The organism is Pseudomonas japonica (genome assembly GCF_013522925.1).
GTDB lineage: Bacteria > Pseudomonadota > Gammaproteobacteria > Pseudomonadales > Pseudomonadaceae > Aquipseudomonas > Aquipseudomonas japonica_A.
Genome location: NZ_JAAMQU010000003.1, coordinates 1 through 16,138 on the forward strand (window position 1 = coordinate 1; position 16,138 = coordinate 16,138).

Annotated in this window: 17 protein-coding genes; 7 read left to right on the forward strand and 10 right to left on the reverse strand. The window is 63.5% G+C overall.

Annotated elements, in window-relative coordinates:
* Positions 1–1,151: outer membrane protein assembly factor BamA (gene bamA / locus G7016_RS05205; protein WP_181111784.1), on the forward strand; the 1,151-nt coding region annotated here is incomplete at its 5' end.
* Between the two features lie 17 nt (positions 1,152–1,168).
* Here the strand turns inward: bamA and G7016_RS05210 are convergent.
* From G7016_RS05210 to G7016_RS05220, 3 genes are all read right to left on the reverse strand, one after another.
* The gene (locus G7016_RS05210; protein ID WP_181111785.1) at positions 1,169–1,306 is read right to left on the reverse strand and encodes a hypothetical protein; all 138 of its coding nucleotides are present in this window, start codon (positions 1,304–1,306) and stop codon (positions 1,169–1,171) included.
* Between the two features lie 172 nt (positions 1,307–1,478).
* The gene (locus tag G7016_RS05215; protein WP_181111786.1) at positions 1,479–1,733 is read right to left on the reverse strand and encodes a hypothetical protein; all 255 of its coding nucleotides are present in this window, start codon (positions 1,731–1,733) and stop codon (positions 1,479–1,481) included.
* 121 nt (positions 1,734–1,854) lie between these two features.
* Entirely contained in the window at positions 1,855–2,271 is a 417-nt protein-coding gene (locus tag G7016_RS05220) for a J domain-containing protein (RefSeq protein WP_181111787.1), read from the reverse strand.
* Between the two features lie 180 nt (positions 2,272–2,451).
* Between G7016_RS05220 and G7016_RS05225 the strand changes: the two genes are divergently transcribed.
* Together G7016_RS05225 and G7016_RS25780 are read left to right on the forward strand one after the other, a co-directional pair.
* Positions 2,452–3,333, forward strand: coding sequence for a hypothetical protein (locus G7016_RS05225; RefSeq protein ID WP_181111788.1), 882 nt, complete (start codon positions 2,452–2,454; stop codon positions 3,331–3,333).
* A gap of 103 nt (positions 3,334–3,436) precedes the next feature.
* Complete coding sequence (locus tag G7016_RS25780) at positions 3,437–5,059, forward strand: methyl-accepting chemotaxis protein (protein ID WP_181111789.1); 1,623 nt, start codon at positions 3,437–3,439, stop codon at positions 5,057–5,059.
* Positions 5,060–5,103: 44 nt separating this feature from the next.
* Here G7016_RS25780 and G7016_RS05235 read toward each other — a convergent pair whose 3' ends face one another.
* Positions 5,104–5,988, reverse strand: a complete 885-nt coding sequence (locus tag G7016_RS05235) for a LysR family transcriptional regulator (protein WP_181111790.1) — start codon at positions 5,986–5,988, stop codon at positions 5,104–5,106.
* A gap of 124 nt (positions 5,989–6,112) precedes the next feature.
* Here G7016_RS05235 and G7016_RS05240 point away from each other — a divergent pair, with 124 nt between their 5' ends.
* From G7016_RS05240 to G7016_RS05255, 4 genes are all read left to right on the forward strand, one after another.
* Entirely contained in the window at positions 6,113–7,453 is a 1,341-nt protein-coding gene (locus tag G7016_RS05240) for an MFS transporter (RefSeq protein ID WP_308812133.1), read from the forward strand.
* Positions 7,454–7,489: 36 nt separating this feature from the next.
* A complete protein-coding gene (locus tag G7016_RS05245; protein ID WP_181111792.1) occupies positions 7,490–8,764 on the forward strand; it encodes a glucarate dehydratase family protein in 1,275 nt (424 codons plus the stop codon).
* An 86-nt stretch (positions 8,765–8,850) separates the two neighbouring features.
* Positions 8,851–9,777, forward strand: a complete 927-nt coding sequence (locus tag G7016_RS05250; RefSeq protein ID WP_181111793.1) for a Gfo/Idh/MocA family protein — start codon at positions 8,851–8,853, stop codon at positions 9,775–9,777.
* A gap of 77 nt (positions 9,778–9,854) precedes the next feature.
* Complete coding sequence (locus G7016_RS05255) at positions 9,855–10,040, forward strand: hypothetical protein (RefSeq protein WP_181111794.1); 186 nt, start codon at positions 9,855–9,857, stop codon at positions 10,038–10,040.
* A 5-nt stretch (positions 10,041–10,045) separates the two neighbouring features.
* Here G7016_RS05255 and G7016_RS05260 read toward each other — a convergent pair whose 3' ends face one another.
* The 6 genes from G7016_RS05260 to G7016_RS05285 all read right to left on the reverse strand — a co-directional run bounded on the left by G7016_RS05260 (position 10,046) and on the right by G7016_RS05285 (position 15,968).
* Entirely contained in the window at positions 10,046–11,656 is a 1,611-nt protein-coding gene (locus G7016_RS05260) for a gamma-glutamyltransferase family protein (protein WP_181111795.1), read from the reverse strand.
* A 21-nt stretch (positions 11,657–11,677) separates the two neighbouring features.
* Complete coding sequence (locus tag G7016_RS05265; protein ID WP_181111796.1) at positions 11,678–12,448, reverse strand: amino acid ABC transporter ATP-binding protein; 771 nt, start codon at positions 12,446–12,448, stop codon at positions 11,678–11,680.
* A 1-nt stretch (position 12,449) separates the two neighbouring features.
* Positions 12,450–13,217: an amino acid ABC transporter permease gene (locus G7016_RS05270; protein ID WP_181111797.1), complete on the reverse strand. Its 768-nt coding sequence runs from the start codon at positions 13,215–13,217 to the stop codon at positions 12,450–12,452.
* Positions 13,218–13,228: 11 nt separating this feature from the next.
* On the reverse strand, positions 13,229–14,017 hold the full coding sequence (locus G7016_RS05275; protein WP_375139204.1) for an ABC transporter substrate-binding protein: 789 nt from the start codon (positions 14,015–14,017) through the stop codon (positions 13,229–13,231).
* Between the two features lie 87 nt (positions 14,018–14,104).
* Complete coding sequence (locus G7016_RS05280; RefSeq protein ID WP_181111799.1) at positions 14,105–14,776, reverse strand: GntR family transcriptional regulator; 672 nt, start codon at positions 14,774–14,776, stop codon at positions 14,105–14,107.
* A 268-nt stretch (positions 14,777–15,044) separates the two neighbouring features.
* Positions 15,045–15,968, reverse strand: coding sequence for an NADP-dependent oxidoreductase (locus tag G7016_RS05285; protein WP_181111800.1), 924 nt, complete (start codon positions 15,966–15,968; stop codon positions 15,045–15,047).
* Between the last annotated feature and the right edge of the window lie 170 nt (positions 15,969–16,138).

The following is a 16,138-nucleotide window of genomic DNA, read 5'->3' on the forward strand; positions in this document are numbered from 1 at the left end:
GCACCGACGACCAGGTGGACGTGAACTACACCGTGGAAGAACAACCGTCCGGCTCGATCACCGCCAGCGTGGGCTTCGCCCAGAGCGCGGGCCTGATCCTGGGTGGCTCGATCAGCCAGAGCAACTTTTTGGGTAGCGGCAATCAGGTCAGCATCGGGCTTACCCGCTCCGAATACCAAAGCAGCTATAACTTCGGCTTCACCAACCCGTACTTCACGCCAGACGGCGTGAGCCTGGGCTACAACGTGTTCTACAAGAGCACCGACTACAGCAAGCTTTATGACGATGACGATGTTTCCTACTACTCGATCAACAGCCTGGGCACCGGTATCACCCTGGGCTACCCGATCAGCGAAACCTCGCGCCTGACCTATGGGCTGTCGGTGCAGCACGACTCTATCGAGCTGGGCACCTACAGCGCCGACGAGCTGTACGACTTTGTGCAGCGCGAAGGTACCGAGTTCACTAACTTCAAGGCCACCGTGGGCTGGTCCCAGTCGGCATTGAACCGAGGCACGCTGCCCACCAAGGGCTACTCCCAGAACGTAAGCCTGATGGCCACCCTCCCGGGCAGCGACCTGCAGTTCTACAAGCTCGATTACTCGGGCCAGGTGTTCGCGCCAGTGGGGGATAACCAGGCCATTCGCTTCCACACCAAGCTCGGCTATGGCGGCGGCTACGGCGGCACCGACGGGCTGCCGTTCTACGAGAACTACCTGGCCGGTGGCCTGAACTCGGTGCGCGGTTTCAAGGACAGTACCCTGGGCGCGCGCAGCACCCCCGCAACTGGTGCCTACAGCAGCATGGGGCAGGCGTACTACAGCGACCGCGACACCGACGCGCTGGGCGGCAACATCATGATCACCGGCGGGGTGGAGTACCTGTTCCCGCTGCCGTTCATCAAGGACCAGAGGTCGGTGCGTACCAGCCTGTTCATGGACGGCGGCAGCGTGTTCAGCAGCAAGTGCTACCTGGCGACAACAGGCAGTTGCGGCGGGGTGGACTTCAGCGAAATGGCCGCGTCCCTGGGCGTTGGGGTGACGTGGTATTCAGGGCTGGGCCCGCTGAGCTTCAGCCTGGCGCTGCCGATCAAAAAGCCTGACGGCGCCGAAACCCAGGTGTTCCAGTTTTCGCTGGGGCAAACGTTCTGACGTAGGTTTTACAGGGCTCACGCCATCCACAACCAGGCCAGGGATACCGCCCATCCACAGATGGCGGCGCAGGCAGCAGCGAGCAGCGCGCGGTCAGCGCGGAAGAATGCAGCGGGTGTGCGAGATGAAGCGGTGGTGTGATTGTAATGTGGCATGGCTTATGTCCCCTTTTGCTATGGGACGTATCGGCGCAGCCAAGCGGTTCTTTATTAAAAAAGTAACCCGAAGTTCAACTAATTGTGGATCCGCTAGTTAAACGTGTTGGATCCGTTACAGAACTTATTACTTGTGTGCATTCTCTAACGAAAGTTGGGCGAATGGCCACCATTACCAAGGGTCGGCCGAGCCGGACGCCGCCCTGCGCAAGGCCTCCAGCCGCTGGGTGGAAACCGTGTCGATGCGTTCGGCCATGGCCTTGCGCTGGCCCAGGTTCACCAGACCGAAGTCGGTGAGGCATCGCAGGTAACCTGTCGCCCGGGCCGCGCTCTCGCGGATCTCTACGTAGTCCGTGGCCTTGTTGACGCCTTCGAGCATGTGGCGCCAGGTCGGTGCATGGAGATCGTCAAGATGAGGCGTCGGCATATGGAGGCTCCTCGTTACCGCTGCGAATCAGCGTTAAGTTAGGCTCCCAAGTCGCTGGGAACACCGGGTAATGTTCATAGACTCACCCCTGTAGCGATAATTCCCGAAAGCGTTGTGCGGTTCAGCGCCGCCACGAAACGGTCGCGGGCGGCTTGGCCTGGCTGGTGAACTGGCTTGCCAGTCCCATACCCAGGCCGAAAGCCAGCACCAGCGCGAGGCCAACCCAAACGCGGCGAGGGGTGGGGGAGGCTGCCTTGGCGCTGGCTTTGCCGGGTGCCCCCAGTTGTGCCAGCTGCGCACGCAGGCGTTGTTCCTTTTGGGAAGCGATCCATGCATCGTGCCGCGCCCGCTGTTCGGGGTCGTTGAGCACGGCGTACGCCTCGTTGATCAGCCGTACGATCCGTTCGGCGTCGGTGTCTCCCGGGTTTCGGTCCGGGTGATGCTTCTGCATCAGCGCCTTGTACGCGGCGCGGATGACTTCGGGCGGGGCGTTGCGTGCCACCCGCAGGTTGGCGTAATGAGTGGGGACTTCGGGCATTTATAGTATTCCGTCCGGTGGCCGTCCGCGCAGGTGCCTGGGGGTGATCGCCAGGGCGAGGGGCGGCGTGCAAGCGTATCGGCGCTGTTACATGAAACTTTATCCCCATCACCAAAAGTGGAGTTTGCCGGCATCCGCGCCTAGGCTTCACAGCGACATAACTGCCTGGGACCAAACCGAATGTGTTGTAAGCGTCGTCTGCTGCCGCTGGCCTTTGCCTTGGTACAGGGCACTGCCCTGGCCACGAGCATGAGCGGCGTCAAGCCCACTGTCCGGTGGATGACCGTGGATTTTCCGCCGCTGTTCATGGTCACCGGCCCTGAGCACGGCGTAGGCGATTATGCCCAGGGTATCGCCGTGGCCAGGCTTGGCGATTACGAGCATCAGCTTCAGGCCGTGCCCCCCAATTACCAGCGGATAGAACAGGAAATGAAAACCCGCGGTGACGTGTGCTTCGCCGGCTTTCTGAAAACCGCCGCGCGTGAACGGTTTATGGTATTCAGCGAGCCTTACCTGATGATGTTGCCCATTCAGTTGTTCGTCCCGGCCGACCACCCGCAGCCGCCCGCGACCGATAGCGCGGTGGACCTGGCTGGCCTGTTGGCGGCAGGTACGTTCCGCCTCGGCATACTCGGCGGCAGGCGATATGGCGCTTCGGTGGACCCTGTCATAGACACCTACAAGGACAGCCCCTCGGTGTTCCGTCGCTACTCCAAGGACCAGCTCGGCGGCCTGGTAAGCATGATGGCGGCTCACGAGCATGGGCTGGACGGCATTCTGGCCTACCCCAGCGAGATCAACTACCTGCAAAAGCAGCCCAAGGCCACGCCGTTGGCGCTTCGTGCCTACCCGCTCAAGGGCGCGCCCGCCTTCATGTATGGGTATTTTGCGTGCTCCAACAGTGATCTCGGCCGCGCGGTCATCGCAGGCATCAACCAGACCATCCCCGGGATACGCGCGCAAGTGGCCGAGCTCTACGCGCACAATCTCACCCCGGCCGCCCGGGCCTCATACCTGCGCCTGGTGCGGAGCGAGTGGGGCGTGGAGCTGTTCCCCAATTAAGGCGGGGCAAGGGGGCCTGCGGCTAAAGTTCGGCAGTGTGGGGCCGATATACGTAGCACTGGAAACCCGCCCGCGTGCCCGCTGCCTACCTCGGACCCTTGCCATGCTTAGAAAAATAAAGATCGCCCACCGTACGCTGTTGTTTTTTGCCCTGGTAGCACTGTTGCTGGCCGCTGTGGGTGCCTTCAGCCTGATGAAGATGGCTGCGATTCGGGCCTCAGGCGCCACGGTCGAGAATCATTGGATGCAGAGCCAGGCCACTGCCGACAACATCGCGCTGAGCTTCGCCCGCATCCGCGTGGAATCCCTGCGCCAGCTGGCCTTTAAAGACCCTGAGACCTACCGCAAGAGCGACGATCTGGTGGCTGCGTCCATTCAGGACATCAAGCGATTGTTGCAGCAATACGAAGCGTTGATTGCAAGCCCCGAGGAGCGTCAGGTGTTCAACGCGGCGCGGGACACTTTTGGCCAGTACGCCAGCAAGCTCGATGAGCGCCAGCGCTCTATCGCGGCCAGCGCACCCGAGAGTGTGATGGGCCCGATCAACCAGGCGCTCGCAGGCCTGGGCCCGGTGTTGAATGAAAAGCTGTCGGCCCTTCGTGATTTCAACCAGGCGGGCGCCACCCGCGCCGCCGCCTATTCCGACGATACCTACAGCAGCGCACGCAGCGTGATCATCGGCGCTATCATCGCCGCGCTCGCCGCGACTTTGGTACTGGCCCTTACGCTCACACGCAGCATCATCACGCCGATCCGCCAGGCCGTTGGTTTCGCCGATGGCATTGCTCAGGGCAACCTCAGCGGCACCATCCAGCGCGAAGGTGATGATGAAGCCACGCAACTGTTTGCCGCACTCGGCACCATGCAGGCCAACCTGCGTGAAACCATCGGGCAGATCGGCGAATCGGCTCACCAACTGTCCGCTGCCGCTGAAGAAATGAGCGCGGTGATGGAGGAGAGCACCCGTGGCATGCAGCGCCAGAACGACGAGATCGAACAGGCCGCCACGGCGGTTAACCAGATGACCGCTGCGGTGGAAGAGGTTGCCACCAACGCGGTGTCCACCTCCGAAGCGTCCCAGGCTTCGAGTCGATCGGCCGAGCAGGGGCGAGTGCAGCTGACCGACGCCATTGCCTCCATCCAGTCGCTCACCGACGACGTGATGAGCGCCTCCGAGCGCGCCGCCGCACTGGCTACCCAAACCCGAAGCATCAGCACGGTGCTGGACGTGATCCGCGCGGTCGCCGAGCAAACCAACCTGCTGGCCCTCAACGCTGCGATCGAAGCGGCGCGTGCCGGCGACGCAGGGCGCGGGTTCGCCGTGGTAGCCGATGAAGTGCGTGCGCTGGCTCACCGTACGGGCGAATCCACCCGTGAGATCGAGAACATGATCGGCAGTATCCAGCAGGGCACCGGGCTGACCGTGGACGCCTTGCAGCACAGCGCCGAGCGCGCCCGCACCACCATGGACAAGGCCAACGCTGCCGGGCAGGCCCTTGGCGCGATCACCGAAGCCGTGGCCAGCATCAACGATCGCAACCTGCTGATCGCCAGCGCCTCGGAAGAACAGGCCCAGGTGGCCCGTGAAGTGGACCGCAGCCTGGTGAGCATTCGCGACCTGTCAGTACAAACCGCCACTGGCGCCCAGCAAACCAGCGTGGCCACCCACGAACTGGCGCGGCTGGCCACCGACCTCAACGGCCTGGTGAAGCGCTTCTCGCTGTAAGCCTTGGCTTCCCGCAAGGTCCGCGAACAAGGGCGCCCTGTGCTTCAAACCGCCCCGCGTATGGCCTGTATCAACATGCCGCACGCGGGGTTGTCGTTGTCTTCCCGCCAGATCAGGTGCAGCTCGCTCTGTACCCCTTCACCCAGTTCCATCTCGTGGAACACCACGTTCTTGAACACCACGTTAGTGGCGCAGCGGGGCACGAAGGCCAGTCCCAGGCCGGCGTTCACCAAAGCCAGGATCGTCAAGGACGAGCCCAGCCACTGTACGTAGTCGGGCGTAACCCCAGCTGAACGAAACATGCCGGTGAGCAGTTCGTTGAACGGGGCATAGGCGGCGTGGGAGTACATCAGGAACGGTTGCCCTTGCAGGTCCGTAATCTCTACCCGGACCCGCCTGGCAAGGGGGTGCGCTGTGTTCACCGCCAGCACGAACGGTTCGCGCACCAACCGCTCGCTGGAAAACCCTGGCTCGGGCAGCGGCGCCCGTGCAATGCCCAGGTCCAGGCGCCGCGCCCGCAAGGCTTCCTGCTGTTGCGCGGTGTTCATCTCCGTGAGGGCGATGTTCACGTGAGGCTGTTGCACCCGTGCCTCGGCAATCACCTTGGGCAAAAATTCGTACACCGCGCTGCCCACGAACCCTACCGTTACCGAGCCAATATCCCCGGCCGCAAAGCGCCGTGCGGAAACCGCGGCCATCTCGGCTCGCTCCAGCAGGTTCTGCGCTTCCAGAAAGAACGCCCTGCCTGCCGCCGTCAGGGCGACGGTTCGGGTATTGCGGGTAAGCAGCGCCACGCCCAACTGATGTTCGAGCAGCTGAATCTGCCGGCTAAGTGGAGGCTGGGTCATGTTCAAGCGTTCCGCCGCGCGGCGAAAGTTGAGTTCCGTGGCCACAGCGGTGAAGCAACGAAGCTGAGCAAGTTCGAACACTGATTCATTCCGGGTATCAATCGAGAGCCAAACTAGATTAGACCGCAACAATACGGGCGTCCATCATCGGGGTGTATCCAGCAGGATGCGGCCGACCCAGAAAAACAATAGCGGGAGATGCCCAGTGAACCAGCCCCATAGCGCCGTGCAGGCGGACGTGCTCGCCCGGGCGGCGAGCAAGGTCAAGCGCCACGTGTTGCCACTGTTCGTGGTGATGTTCATCGTGAACTACATCGACCGGGTCAACATCGGCTTCGTGCGCAGCCACATGGAAGCCGACCTGGGTATCGGCGCAGCCGCGTACGGCCTGGGCGCCGGGCTGTTTTTCATCGGGTACGCCCTGTTCGAAGTGCCGTCCAACATGCTGCTGCAGCGTTACGGCGCACGGGCATGGCTGGCGCGCATCATGCTCACCTGGGGCGTGGCGGCTATGGCCATGGCCTTCGTGAAAGGCGAAACCAGCTTTTACGTGCTGCGGTTTATCCTCGGTGCCGCCGAAGCGGGCTTCTTCCCTGGCATCATCTATTACTTCACTCAATGGCTACCGGCGGCCGAGCGCGGCAAGGCCATGGCGGTCTTCCTGAGTGGCTCAGCCATCGCTTCGGTCATTTCCGGGCCGGTGTCCGGTGGCCTGTTGAGCCTCGGCTTGCCGATGCTGCATAGCTGGCAATGGATGTTCCTCATCGAAGGTTTTGCCTCGGTGGTGCTGTGCGGTTTTGTGTGGCTGCACCTGCAATCCCACCCCCGGGAGGCCAAGTGGCTCACCCTTGAGGAGCAGCAAGCCCTCACCAGCGCCATCGCCGCCGAACAGGCCGCGCGGGAAGCCGAGCGGGGCGGGCGGCCGTCGATCATTCGCCTGCTGGCAGACCGGCAGATCGTGCTGTTCTGCTTTATCTACTTCTCCGTAGCGCTGACCATCTACGGCGCCACCTTCTGGCTGCCCAGCATGATCAAGAAAATGGGCAGCCTGGGGGACTTCGAAGTCGGCCTGCTCAATTCCATTCCCTGGCTCATTTCCATCGTGGCCATGTATGGCTTCGCCGCATTGGCCGCCAAGTGGCGCCATCAGCAAGCCTGGTGCGCGCTTACGTTGCTGATCGCAGCGCTGGGGATGTTCATGTCCACCACCGGCGGGCCGGTATTTGCCTTCGTTGCCATCTGCTTCGCGGCCATTGGCTTCAAAGCCGCTTCGGCGCTGTTCTGGCCGCTGCCGCAGGGCTACCTGGATGCCCGTATCGCTGCGGCGGTAATCGCACTGATCAACTCCATCGGCAACCTCGGCGGCTTCGTGGCCCCCACGGCGTTCGGTTTTCTGGAGCAAACCACCGGCTCGATCCAGGGCGGCATGTACGGGCTGGCCATTACCTCGGTGCTCGCCGCCGTGGTGGTGATGTTCGCCCGAGGCAAGCCAGGTGCCGGCAAACAACAACTGGGCGGCGGCAAGCCTTCGCCCGTGACCGCTTGAAGCGGCTATCAAACCCTTGAACCGGGAGCCTCGACCTTGAAGATCATCCGCGTAACCGTCACTCCGATTGCTTTCCGCGATCCACCGCTGCTCAACGCCAGCGGCATCCATGAGCCCTATGCGTTGCGCTCGATCATCGAAGTGGAAAGCGACAACGGCTATATCGGGCTGGGCGAAAGCTACGGCGATGCCCCCGCGCTGGCGATCCAGCAGGCCGTACAGGCGCAACTCATCGGGCTGGACCCGTTCAACCTCAATGCTCTGCGCCAGGTAGTGCAGGCGGCGGTGGCGGCTCACAAGCCAGTGAGCGTGGCAGGGGCCGAACTGGCGCCCGGTTCCCACGCCAGCAAGGCTGTGAGCAACGCCTATTCGGCATTCGAGGTGGCATTCCTCGACCTGCAGGCGCGTTCGCTGAATGTGCCGTTGGTGGACCTGCTGGGCGGGGCGCTGCGCGACCGGGTGCCGTTCAGTGCCTACCTGTTCTTCAAGTACGCCCAACATGTGGATTCGCCCTACCCGGCAGACAATTGGGGCGAAGCGCTGAGCGAAACACAGATCGTGGCGCAGGCCGCGCGGATGATCGAAGCCCATGGCTTCAAAAGCATCAAGCTCAAGGCCGGCGCATTGGAGCCGGAACACGAAGTGGCCTGCATCAAGGCGCTGAAACGCGCCTTCCCCGACCATCCGCTGCGCATCGACCCCAACGGCAACTGGTCGCTGGACACGGCGATCCGTATGGCCGAGCTGCTGGGCGATGACCTGCAATATTACGAAGACCCCACCCCCGGCCTGGACGGCATGGCCGAACTGCACCGCCGCACCGGCCTGCCGCTGGCCACCAACATGGTGGTGACCGATTTCGACGAGTTCCGCCGCAGCGTGGCCCTGAACAGCGTGCAGATCGTGCTGGCCGACCACCATTACTGGGGCGGCCTGCGCGATACCCAGATACTGGCCAAAATGTGTGACACCTTCGGGCTAGGCGTGTCCATGCACTCCAACTCTCACCTGGGCATCAGCCTCATGGCAATGACCCACGTGGCCGCCGCCACGCCGAACCTGGGCTATGCGTGCGATACCCACTACCCTTGGCAGGAGCCCGACGAAGAGGTGATCAAGGGCGGTAAGCTGGCGATCGAAGACGGCTGCGTGGCCATTACCCGCGCAGCGGGCCTTGGCGTTGAGCTGGACCACGAGCAACTGGCCAAGCTGCACGATCAATTCCTCAGCTGCGGCATCCGCCAGCGCGACGACGTACGCCAGATGCAGCGCTACAAGAGCGATTGGAAAGCGGTGAAGCCGCGGTATTGAAGTTGGAAGTGGCGGCATTTCCTTCAAAGACCGACTACCATCGACGCTTCGCTTGACCTTCTACAACAACAAAACAGGAGTGTTCGATGCAGCCGATTCGTCTTGGCTTGGTGGGGTACGGGAAGATTGCGCAGGATCAGCACGTGCCGGCGATCCAGGCCAACCCGGCGTTTTCCCTGGTAGCGGTCGCTACCCAAGGGCAGCCATGCCCGGGCGTGGCCAATTTCAGCTCGCTGGGCGACATGCTCCGCGAGTTGCCCGAACTGGACGCCATCGCCTTTTGCACCCCGCCACAGGGGCGTTATGCCCTGGTGCGCGAGGCCTTGGCCGCAGGCAAGCACGTATTGGTTGAAAAGCCACCGTGCGCCAGCCTCGGGGAAGCCACGGCGCTGGTCGAGCAAGCGGCGAGCGTGGGCGTGGGCGGGTTGTTCGCCTGGCACTCGCGGTTCGCCCCGGGCGTGGAAGCGGCCCGGGCCTGGCTGGCGGGGCGCAGCCTCAAAGCCGTGCGGGTGGAGTGGAAGGAAAGCGTACGCAAGTGGCACCCCGGCCAAACGTGGATCTGGCAAGCCGGTGGCCTGGGCGTGTTCGATCCCGGTATCAACGCGCTGTCTATCGTCACCGAGCTGCTGCCTTCTCCGCTGTTCGTGAGCAAGGCTGAACTGCGTGTGCCCCAGAACTGCCAGTCGCCCATTGCCGCTACGCTCTCCCTCACCAATGCCCAGGGGCTGCCCGTGAGCGTGGAGCTTGATTTCGACCATGACCATAACGAGCTTTGGCGCATTGAGCTGGAAGCAGACAACGGTGTGCTGCGGCTCGACCATGGCGGCGCCAGCCTCAGCATCGATGGTGTGGCCCAGGCGCTGCCGGAGGAGGGTGAATACCCCGCGTTGTACCGGCACTTCCATGAGTTGATCGAGGCAGGCGGGCGCGACATGGACACTCAGCCCCTGCGGCTAGTGGCCGATAGCTTCTTCGCGAGCGAGCGGGTGACCGTCGAGCCGTTTTACGAATAACCGGCCAACCCGGCCGAACTCTCGGCGCCTCGGCGTTCTCGAAAGCTTACGGTTCGAAAACGTCGAGGAGCCCTACAATGAAAGAAACCCCGATCACCGATAAATGGCCCACCCGCGATTCCAGGGAAGATGCACGCGGCTTGCCCGGGCGCCCGGAAGACGCCCGTAGCGGTATTACCGGCGGCAAGCCGGACGCTGAGAAGCAGCCGACCCGCAGCGGTAACACACAAAGCACCGAAGACGAGAACCTCGGCGCAGACTGACGCCGTTACCACACCGCTACATGACCGTCCGTGCGGGGCTCGGTGCCCCCGCACAGTACACCGGTGTGCGGGTCGCGCAGGATGATCTGCCCGCGGCCGAAGTCCAGCGAGTCATGGGCCACTTCCACCTCATGCCCCCGCCGCGCCAGTGCCCGGGTCAACTCGGCAGGGGCGCTGTGCTCGATGCCCACCTTGCGCCCCCCCAGCCATTGCCAGCGGGGGGCATCCAGCGCCGCCTGGGGGTTGAGCCCGAAATCCACCAGGTTCATGACCATCTGCACGTGCCCCTGAGGCTGCATGTACCCGCCCATCACCCCGAATGGCCCCAGTGGCACGCTTCCCTGGCTGATGAACCCCGGAATGATCGTGTGGAAGGTTTTTTTGCCCGGGGCCAAGTGGTTGGCGTGGCCGGGGTCGAGGCTGAATTCTTCGCCACGGTTTTGCAGCGAGATCCCGGCGCCGGGCAACACCACCCCGGACCCAAAGCCGTGATAGCAGCTCTGGATAAAGGACACCATGTTGCCCTCGGCGTCTGCAGTGGCCAGGTAAACCGTGCCGCTGGCGTGAGGGTCTCCGTGCAATGGCTCGGCGGCCCGTTCGCTGATGAGGGCCCGGCGGCGTTGCGCGTAACCTTCGCCGAGCAGGTCGGCGGCGGCTACGCGCATATGCGCCGGGTCGGTGATGTAGTGCAGGCCGTCGGCATAGGCCATTTTCATGGCCTCCAGCTGGGTGTGCCACGTTGCGGGGCTGTCGCGGTGATCAAACCTACACCCTTGCAAAATGTTCAGGGTCATCAGCGCGATCAGCCCTTGCCCGCTGGGCGGGATCTCCCATACGTCGTAGCCGCGATAGGTGGTCTTGATCGGCTGTACCCAGCTGGCGCGGTAGCCCGCCAGGTCCGAGGCCTTGAGATAGCCGCCCGTAGCTTGGGCATAGGCCGCCAGCCGCTGCGCCAGCTCGCCACGGTAAAAGCTTTCACATTCGCTGTCGGCGAGGGCCCGCAGGGTGAGCGCCTGCCCGGGGTTGCGGAACAGCTCGCCGGCCTGGGGCGCGCGGCCTTCAATGAGCCAGGTATCGAACCACCCCTCCAGCGCAGGTTGGCGGCTGGCTTCAAAGCCCACCCGCGCGATTTCCCACTGCCTTGCCACCGTGGGCGACACGGGGAAGCCGCCTTCGGCCAGTTCGATCGCCGGTGCCATCAGCGCCGCGAACGGCAACTTGCCGAAGCGGCGCGATAACTCGGCCCAGGCTGAGGGGCAGCCGGGCACGGTGACGGGTAGCCAGCCATGAGCCGGCATGCGTTCGTGCCCAGCGGCCTTCACTGCCTCGATGGACAGCCCGGCCGGTGCGTGCCCGCTGCCGTCCAGGCCGTGCAACTGGCCCTTGTGCCAAACCAAGGCAAAGGCATCGCCACCGATGCCACATCCGGTGGGTTCTACCACCGTCAGGCACGCCGCCGTGGCGATGGCCGCATCAATGGCATTACCGCCCTGGCGCAGAATGGCAATGCCGGCCTCGGCCGCCAAAGGTTGGGAAGCGGCCACCATGCCGCGGCGGGCGAACACGCTCTGGCGTTGCGAAGGGTAGGGGTATTGATGTGCGGAAAACGACAGCATAGGACGATCACCTCGAGGCGCTTACAGCACCCGGCTGAGAAATTCCCGCGTACGCGGATGATGAGGGTTGCCGAATACCTGCGCCGGCGGCCCCTCTTCGATGAGTTCCCCCTGGTGCAGCACCACCACCCGGTCGGCCACCTCCTTGGCAAAGCTCATTTCGTGGGTCACCACCACCATGGTCATGCCGTCCTCGGCCAGGGCCTTCATCACCTCAAGCACCTCGCCCACGGTTTCCGGGTCCAGCGCGCTGGTGGGCTCATCGAACAACATGGCCTGGGGCTTCATTGCCAATGCACGGGCAATGGCGACCCGCTGCTGCTGGCCGCCGGAGAGTTGCGCGGGGTAGTGGTCGGCCTTCTCGGTGAGGCGCACCCGCGCCAGCAGGTTGCGGGCCTCGGCTACCGCTGTGTCGCGCGCCACACCCAGTACCTGTATGGGCGCCTCGATGATGTTTTCCAGCGCGGTCATGTGCGGGAACAGGTTGAAGCGTTGGAACACCATGCCGATGTCGCGTCGGCGCCGGGCGATGTTGCGCTCCGAGTCACGAACGAGGCGGCCGTCGGGCCGTTCGCGGTAGCCCATCAGCGCGCCGTTCACCCGGATGCTGCCGGCCTGGATGTCTTCGAGCAGGTTGATGCAGCGGATGAAGGTGGTTTTTCCGGAACCGGATGCACCGATCAGCACCACAACTTCCCCACGGCGCACGTCCAGGCTCACCCCTTTGAGAATCTCCAGCTCCCCGAACGCCTTATGGACGTCCCGGGCCTGGATAACGATGTCACTGTGCATCTCAGCGCCCCCTCAGCAGTTTCATGGTGTGGCGGCCGAACAGCCGGCGCGGCGCCGAGGCATGGGCATCTGCCTTGCCGAAGCGGCGCTCCAGCCAGCGCTGGAAAAAGCCCCACACGGTGGTCAACGCCAGGAAGTAGATCGCCACTACCAAGTACAGCTCGAACACCCTGAAGGTGGCCGAGGTCACCATCTGCGTGCTGAGCAGCAGCTCCGGCACGCCGATCACGCTCACCAGGGTGGTGTTCTTGAGCATCACGTTGAACTCGTTGCCGATCGGCGGCACGATCACCCGCAACGCTTGCGGCAGCACGATCCGCCGCATCAGCTTCGGGAAGGTCATGCCCAGCGAGCGGCCGGCTTCGTACTGGCCGCGATCCACCGCGCCAATACCCGCGCGGATGATCTCCGCCATGTACGCCCCTTCGTTCAGCCCCAGGGCGATGATGGCGGCCTGGATGTTGCCGGGCAGGGTAAACAGGCCCAGGTCTAGGTCCTCGAAGCGGAAGATCCCGCCTGCCGCCAGCGCGGTGTAGAGGAACACGATCTGTACCAGCAAGGGCGTGCCCCGCATCAGCCACACGTAGAACCGCACCGGGTATTGCAGCAGCGGGTTGCGCGACAGGCGCATCAGCGCCGCCAGCAAGCCCAGCGTGCAGCCCAGCAGCATGGCGAGCACGCTGATGGTGAGGGTAAGCCACAGGCCGTACAGGTAGATGTCGCTCGGCTGCAGCAGGTAATGCCAGAAAATGTCCCAATTGAAGTTCATCAGCGCTTACCTCAATCGAGTGTGTCGCCTTCGATGTGCCACTTGGCCAGGATGGCCTGGTAGCTGCCGTCGGCGCGCATGTCCTTGAGAATCTCGGCCACTGCCGCGCTCATCTGCGGGTCATCCTTGCGAATGCCCAGCCCGGTAAGAATGCGCGCGAAAGCGGGCACGCCCACCTCGAACAGCTCGGGCGCCATGCTCTGGTAGTAGCCCGCCGTTTCCACGGTAGTGCCGTACGCCGCGGCCTGGTTGATCCGCAGGGCCTGGAAGGCGTCGGTGTCGGTGTTGTACACCACGATGTTCATGGGCGGCTTGCCGGCCTTGGTCAGCAACTGATTGTGGGTGTCGAGCAAGGTCCGGATGGTGGAACCATTGAGTACCGCGACCTTTTTGCCAGACAGGTCATCGAGGGTATGGATGCCCTGAGGGTTGCCCTTGGCGACTACCACGGCCTGGCTTGAGTACATGTAATTGACCATGTCGATCACTTCGCGCCGCTCAGGCTTGTCGAACAGCTGGTCCACCAGCATGTCGCACTGGCCCGCGAGCAACGCCGGGATCAGCCCGGAGAAGGGCGTGACCCGCCACTCGATCCGCTTGTTGCCCAGCCGTTTCGCGATCGCTTCGCCGAGGTCGACGGTCACGCCGATAAGCTTCTGATTGGGGTCATAGAAGCCCATCGGCGGCGAATCCATGCCGCCGCAGAACACCAGCTTGTCGCTGTGCTGCAGGCGATCCGGCACCACCGGTGCAGCCTGGCCCAGCGGAGTGGCAAGGGTGGCCACCAGGGTAAGGGCCATCACGGCTAGGGGTAGCTTGCGTTCGAACATTTTCAGCTCCATGGGGTAGGGTTGCCGGGGCAGTTCACAAGCAAGGCGTCACGGGTCTCAGGTGCCCGCTGCCTCGAGAAAATTCAGCAGGGCCGGGACGGTGCCCTCGATGTGCTCGCACACCACGCGCTCGGCCAGCGCCGCGTTGCGGCTGCGCAGCGCCGTGAGGATCTCGGCATGTTCCTGGCGAGCGCTGAGGGGTTTGTCCACGTGCTGCAGCCATAGCCGCATGTGCGGCTCGATCACCGAATACAGCGCGCTGATCTGGCGAAGCAGGCGAGGGCGCATCGCCAGGCTGCACAGGTATTCGTGAAAGGCACGGTGGCGGCCGACCCACTCGGCGCCGTCCTCGCGCACCTCGTCCATGTCGTCAAGCATGCGCTCCAGCGTGGTCAATTGCCGGTCAGTCAAGGTCGCGGTGGCCAGGCGTACCGCCAGGCCCTCCAGCGCACTGCGCATTTCGAACACTTCGCGCATTTCGTCCAGGTTGAGGCCGCTCACGATGGCGCCACGGTTAGGCCTCAGCGTCACCAGGCCTTCGGCGGCCAGGCGGCGGAAAGCCTCGCGCACGGGCATGCGACTCATGCCGATCTCTCCGGCAATGTCCTCGGCGATCAGCCTGTCGCCGGTGTGATAGCGGCCATGGCATATGGCGTCGAGCAGGTAGCGATAGGCTTCCTCCTCGGCAGTGACAGGGGTGCGGGCATGGTAGAGAGACGACGGCGGCATGACGGGCTCTTTGAATTAATGTATCCAATTATCCATGAATGCAATAAAGCACAGCGCATGCCAACATGCGCAGCTGCGCGCAGGTCACTGAAACGTCGGGGTTTAAGAAGAAATACGCCGAGAAGGCCTGCCGCCGTTTGGTTACCGGCGGCTACCTTTGTGTGCACGGTGGGCGGGCAGTGATCCCGGTTGGAACACTTTCATGGCGAGCGGCCAGCTGCGGGCGGCCAGCTGCGGGCGGCTAGCTGCGGGCGGCCAGCTGCGGCAGTCAAACAACCCGCAGCACGATCTTGCCTTCAACATGCTCAGTGGCCAGGTAATGCAACGCATCCACGGCATTTTCCAGGTTGAAGGTACGGTGTACGTAAGGTTTTACCTGCCCCGCCACGATCAACGCCGCTACCTCGTGCAGTTGCTTGCCGTCGGGCCGCACCGTAAAGCGGCGGCCGTGCTTGCCCTGCGCTTGCGGCAGGGTGAGGTCTGGCGCCTGCAAGGTAGAAACCAGCCGGCCGCCTTCGCGTAGCACCGCCCAGGAGCGCTTCTGGGTTTCGCCGCCAATCAGGTCGATCACCAGGTCCAGCGGCGGGCATTCATCTTCGAACGGCCCGGCCTTGTGGTCGATCACGTGATCGGCGCCCAGTTGCCTCATGAACGCCAGGCTGGCCTTCGAGCCGGTGGCAAACACTTCGGCGCCGGTGGCCTTGGCAAACTGGATGGCGAAGTGGCCCACACCCCCCGAGCCGCCATGGATCAACACGCACTGGTTGGCCTGGAGGTCGCCATGGTCATACAGCGCCTGCCAGGCGGTGAGTGCGGCGAGGGGGATAGCCGCGGCGGTTACCTCGTCGATCTCCTTCGGAATGCGGTCGGCATTAGTGGCTTTCACCCGGGCATACTCGGCATAGCCGCCATCGGCACCGATCATGGCAAATACGTTGTCGCCTGGCTTGAAACCCGCCACCGCGCTGCCGACCTCGGTTACCGTGCCGGCCACCTCGCGGCCCAGGGTCAGCGGCAAGGCATCTTCGCCCACCGCCGGGTACTGGCCCTCGCGGATCTTGTAATCCACCGGGTTTACACCCGCTGCAGTGACCTTGATCAACAGTTCGTCAGCTTTTGGCGAAGGCATGGGCACATCCTCCAGGTGCATAACGTCTTCATGTCCGAAGTGGTCGATACGAATGGCTTTCACGGCGCGAACCTCGAAACAAAGGGTTACCGGTGGAGGGCATGCGCGGCCAGTTGGTTCGGCTTGTGTAGGTGCCGCTCGACAAATGGCACGGGCGTCTGTCGCGCTCCATCAACCGTCCGATACCTCCCCAGGGACCGAAGCGGTTTTCAGGATCGGTGATACACTTCTCA

Excerpts from the sequence above, each read along its gene's own strand:
- G7016_RS25780 (WP_181111789.1), top strand. The coding sequence starts at position 3,437 with ATGCTTAGAAAAATAAAGATCGCCCACCGTACGCTGTTGTTTTTTGCC.
- G7016_RS05270 (WP_181111797.1), bottom strand. The coding sequence starts at position 13,217 with ATGAACTTCAATTGGGACATTTTCTGGCATTACCTGCTGCAGCCGAGC.
- G7016_RS05220 (WP_181111787.1), bottom strand. The coding sequence starts at position 2,271 with ATGCCCGAAGTCCCCACTCATTACGCCAACCTGCGGGTGGCACGCAAC.
- G7016_RS05255 (WP_181111794.1), top strand. The coding sequence starts at position 9,855 with ATGAAAGAAACCCCGATCACCGATAAATGGCCCACCCGCGATTCCAGG.
- G7016_RS05210 (WP_181111785.1), bottom strand. The coding sequence starts at position 1,306 with ATGCCACATTACAATCACACCACCGCTTCATCTCGCACACCCGCTGCA.
- G7016_RS05215 (WP_181111786.1), bottom strand. The coding sequence starts at position 1,733 with ATGCCGACGCCTCATCTTGACGATCTCCATGCACCGACCTGGCGCCAC.
- G7016_RS05275 (WP_375139204.1), bottom strand. The coding sequence starts at position 14,017 with ATGGCCCTTACCCTGGTGGCCACCCTTGCCACTCCGCTGGGCCAGGCT.
- G7016_RS05265 (WP_181111796.1), bottom strand. The coding sequence starts at position 12,448 with ATGCACAGTGACATCGTTATCCAGGCCCGGGACGTCCATAAGGCGTTC.
- G7016_RS05225 (WP_181111788.1), top strand. The coding sequence starts at position 2,452 with ATGTGTTGTAAGCGTCGTCTGCTGCCGCTGGCCTTTGCCTTGGTACAG.
- G7016_RS05260 (WP_181111795.1), bottom strand. The coding sequence starts at position 11,656 with ATGCTGTCGTTTTCCGCACATCAATACCCCTACCCTTCGCAACGCCAG.
- G7016_RS05280 (WP_181111799.1), bottom strand. The coding sequence starts at position 14,776 with ATGCCGCCGTCGTCTCTCTACCATGCCCGCACCCCTGTCACTGCCGAG.
- G7016_RS05250 (WP_181111793.1), top strand. The coding sequence starts at position 8,851 with ATGCAGCCGATTCGTCTTGGCTTGGTGGGGTACGGGAAGATTGCGCAG.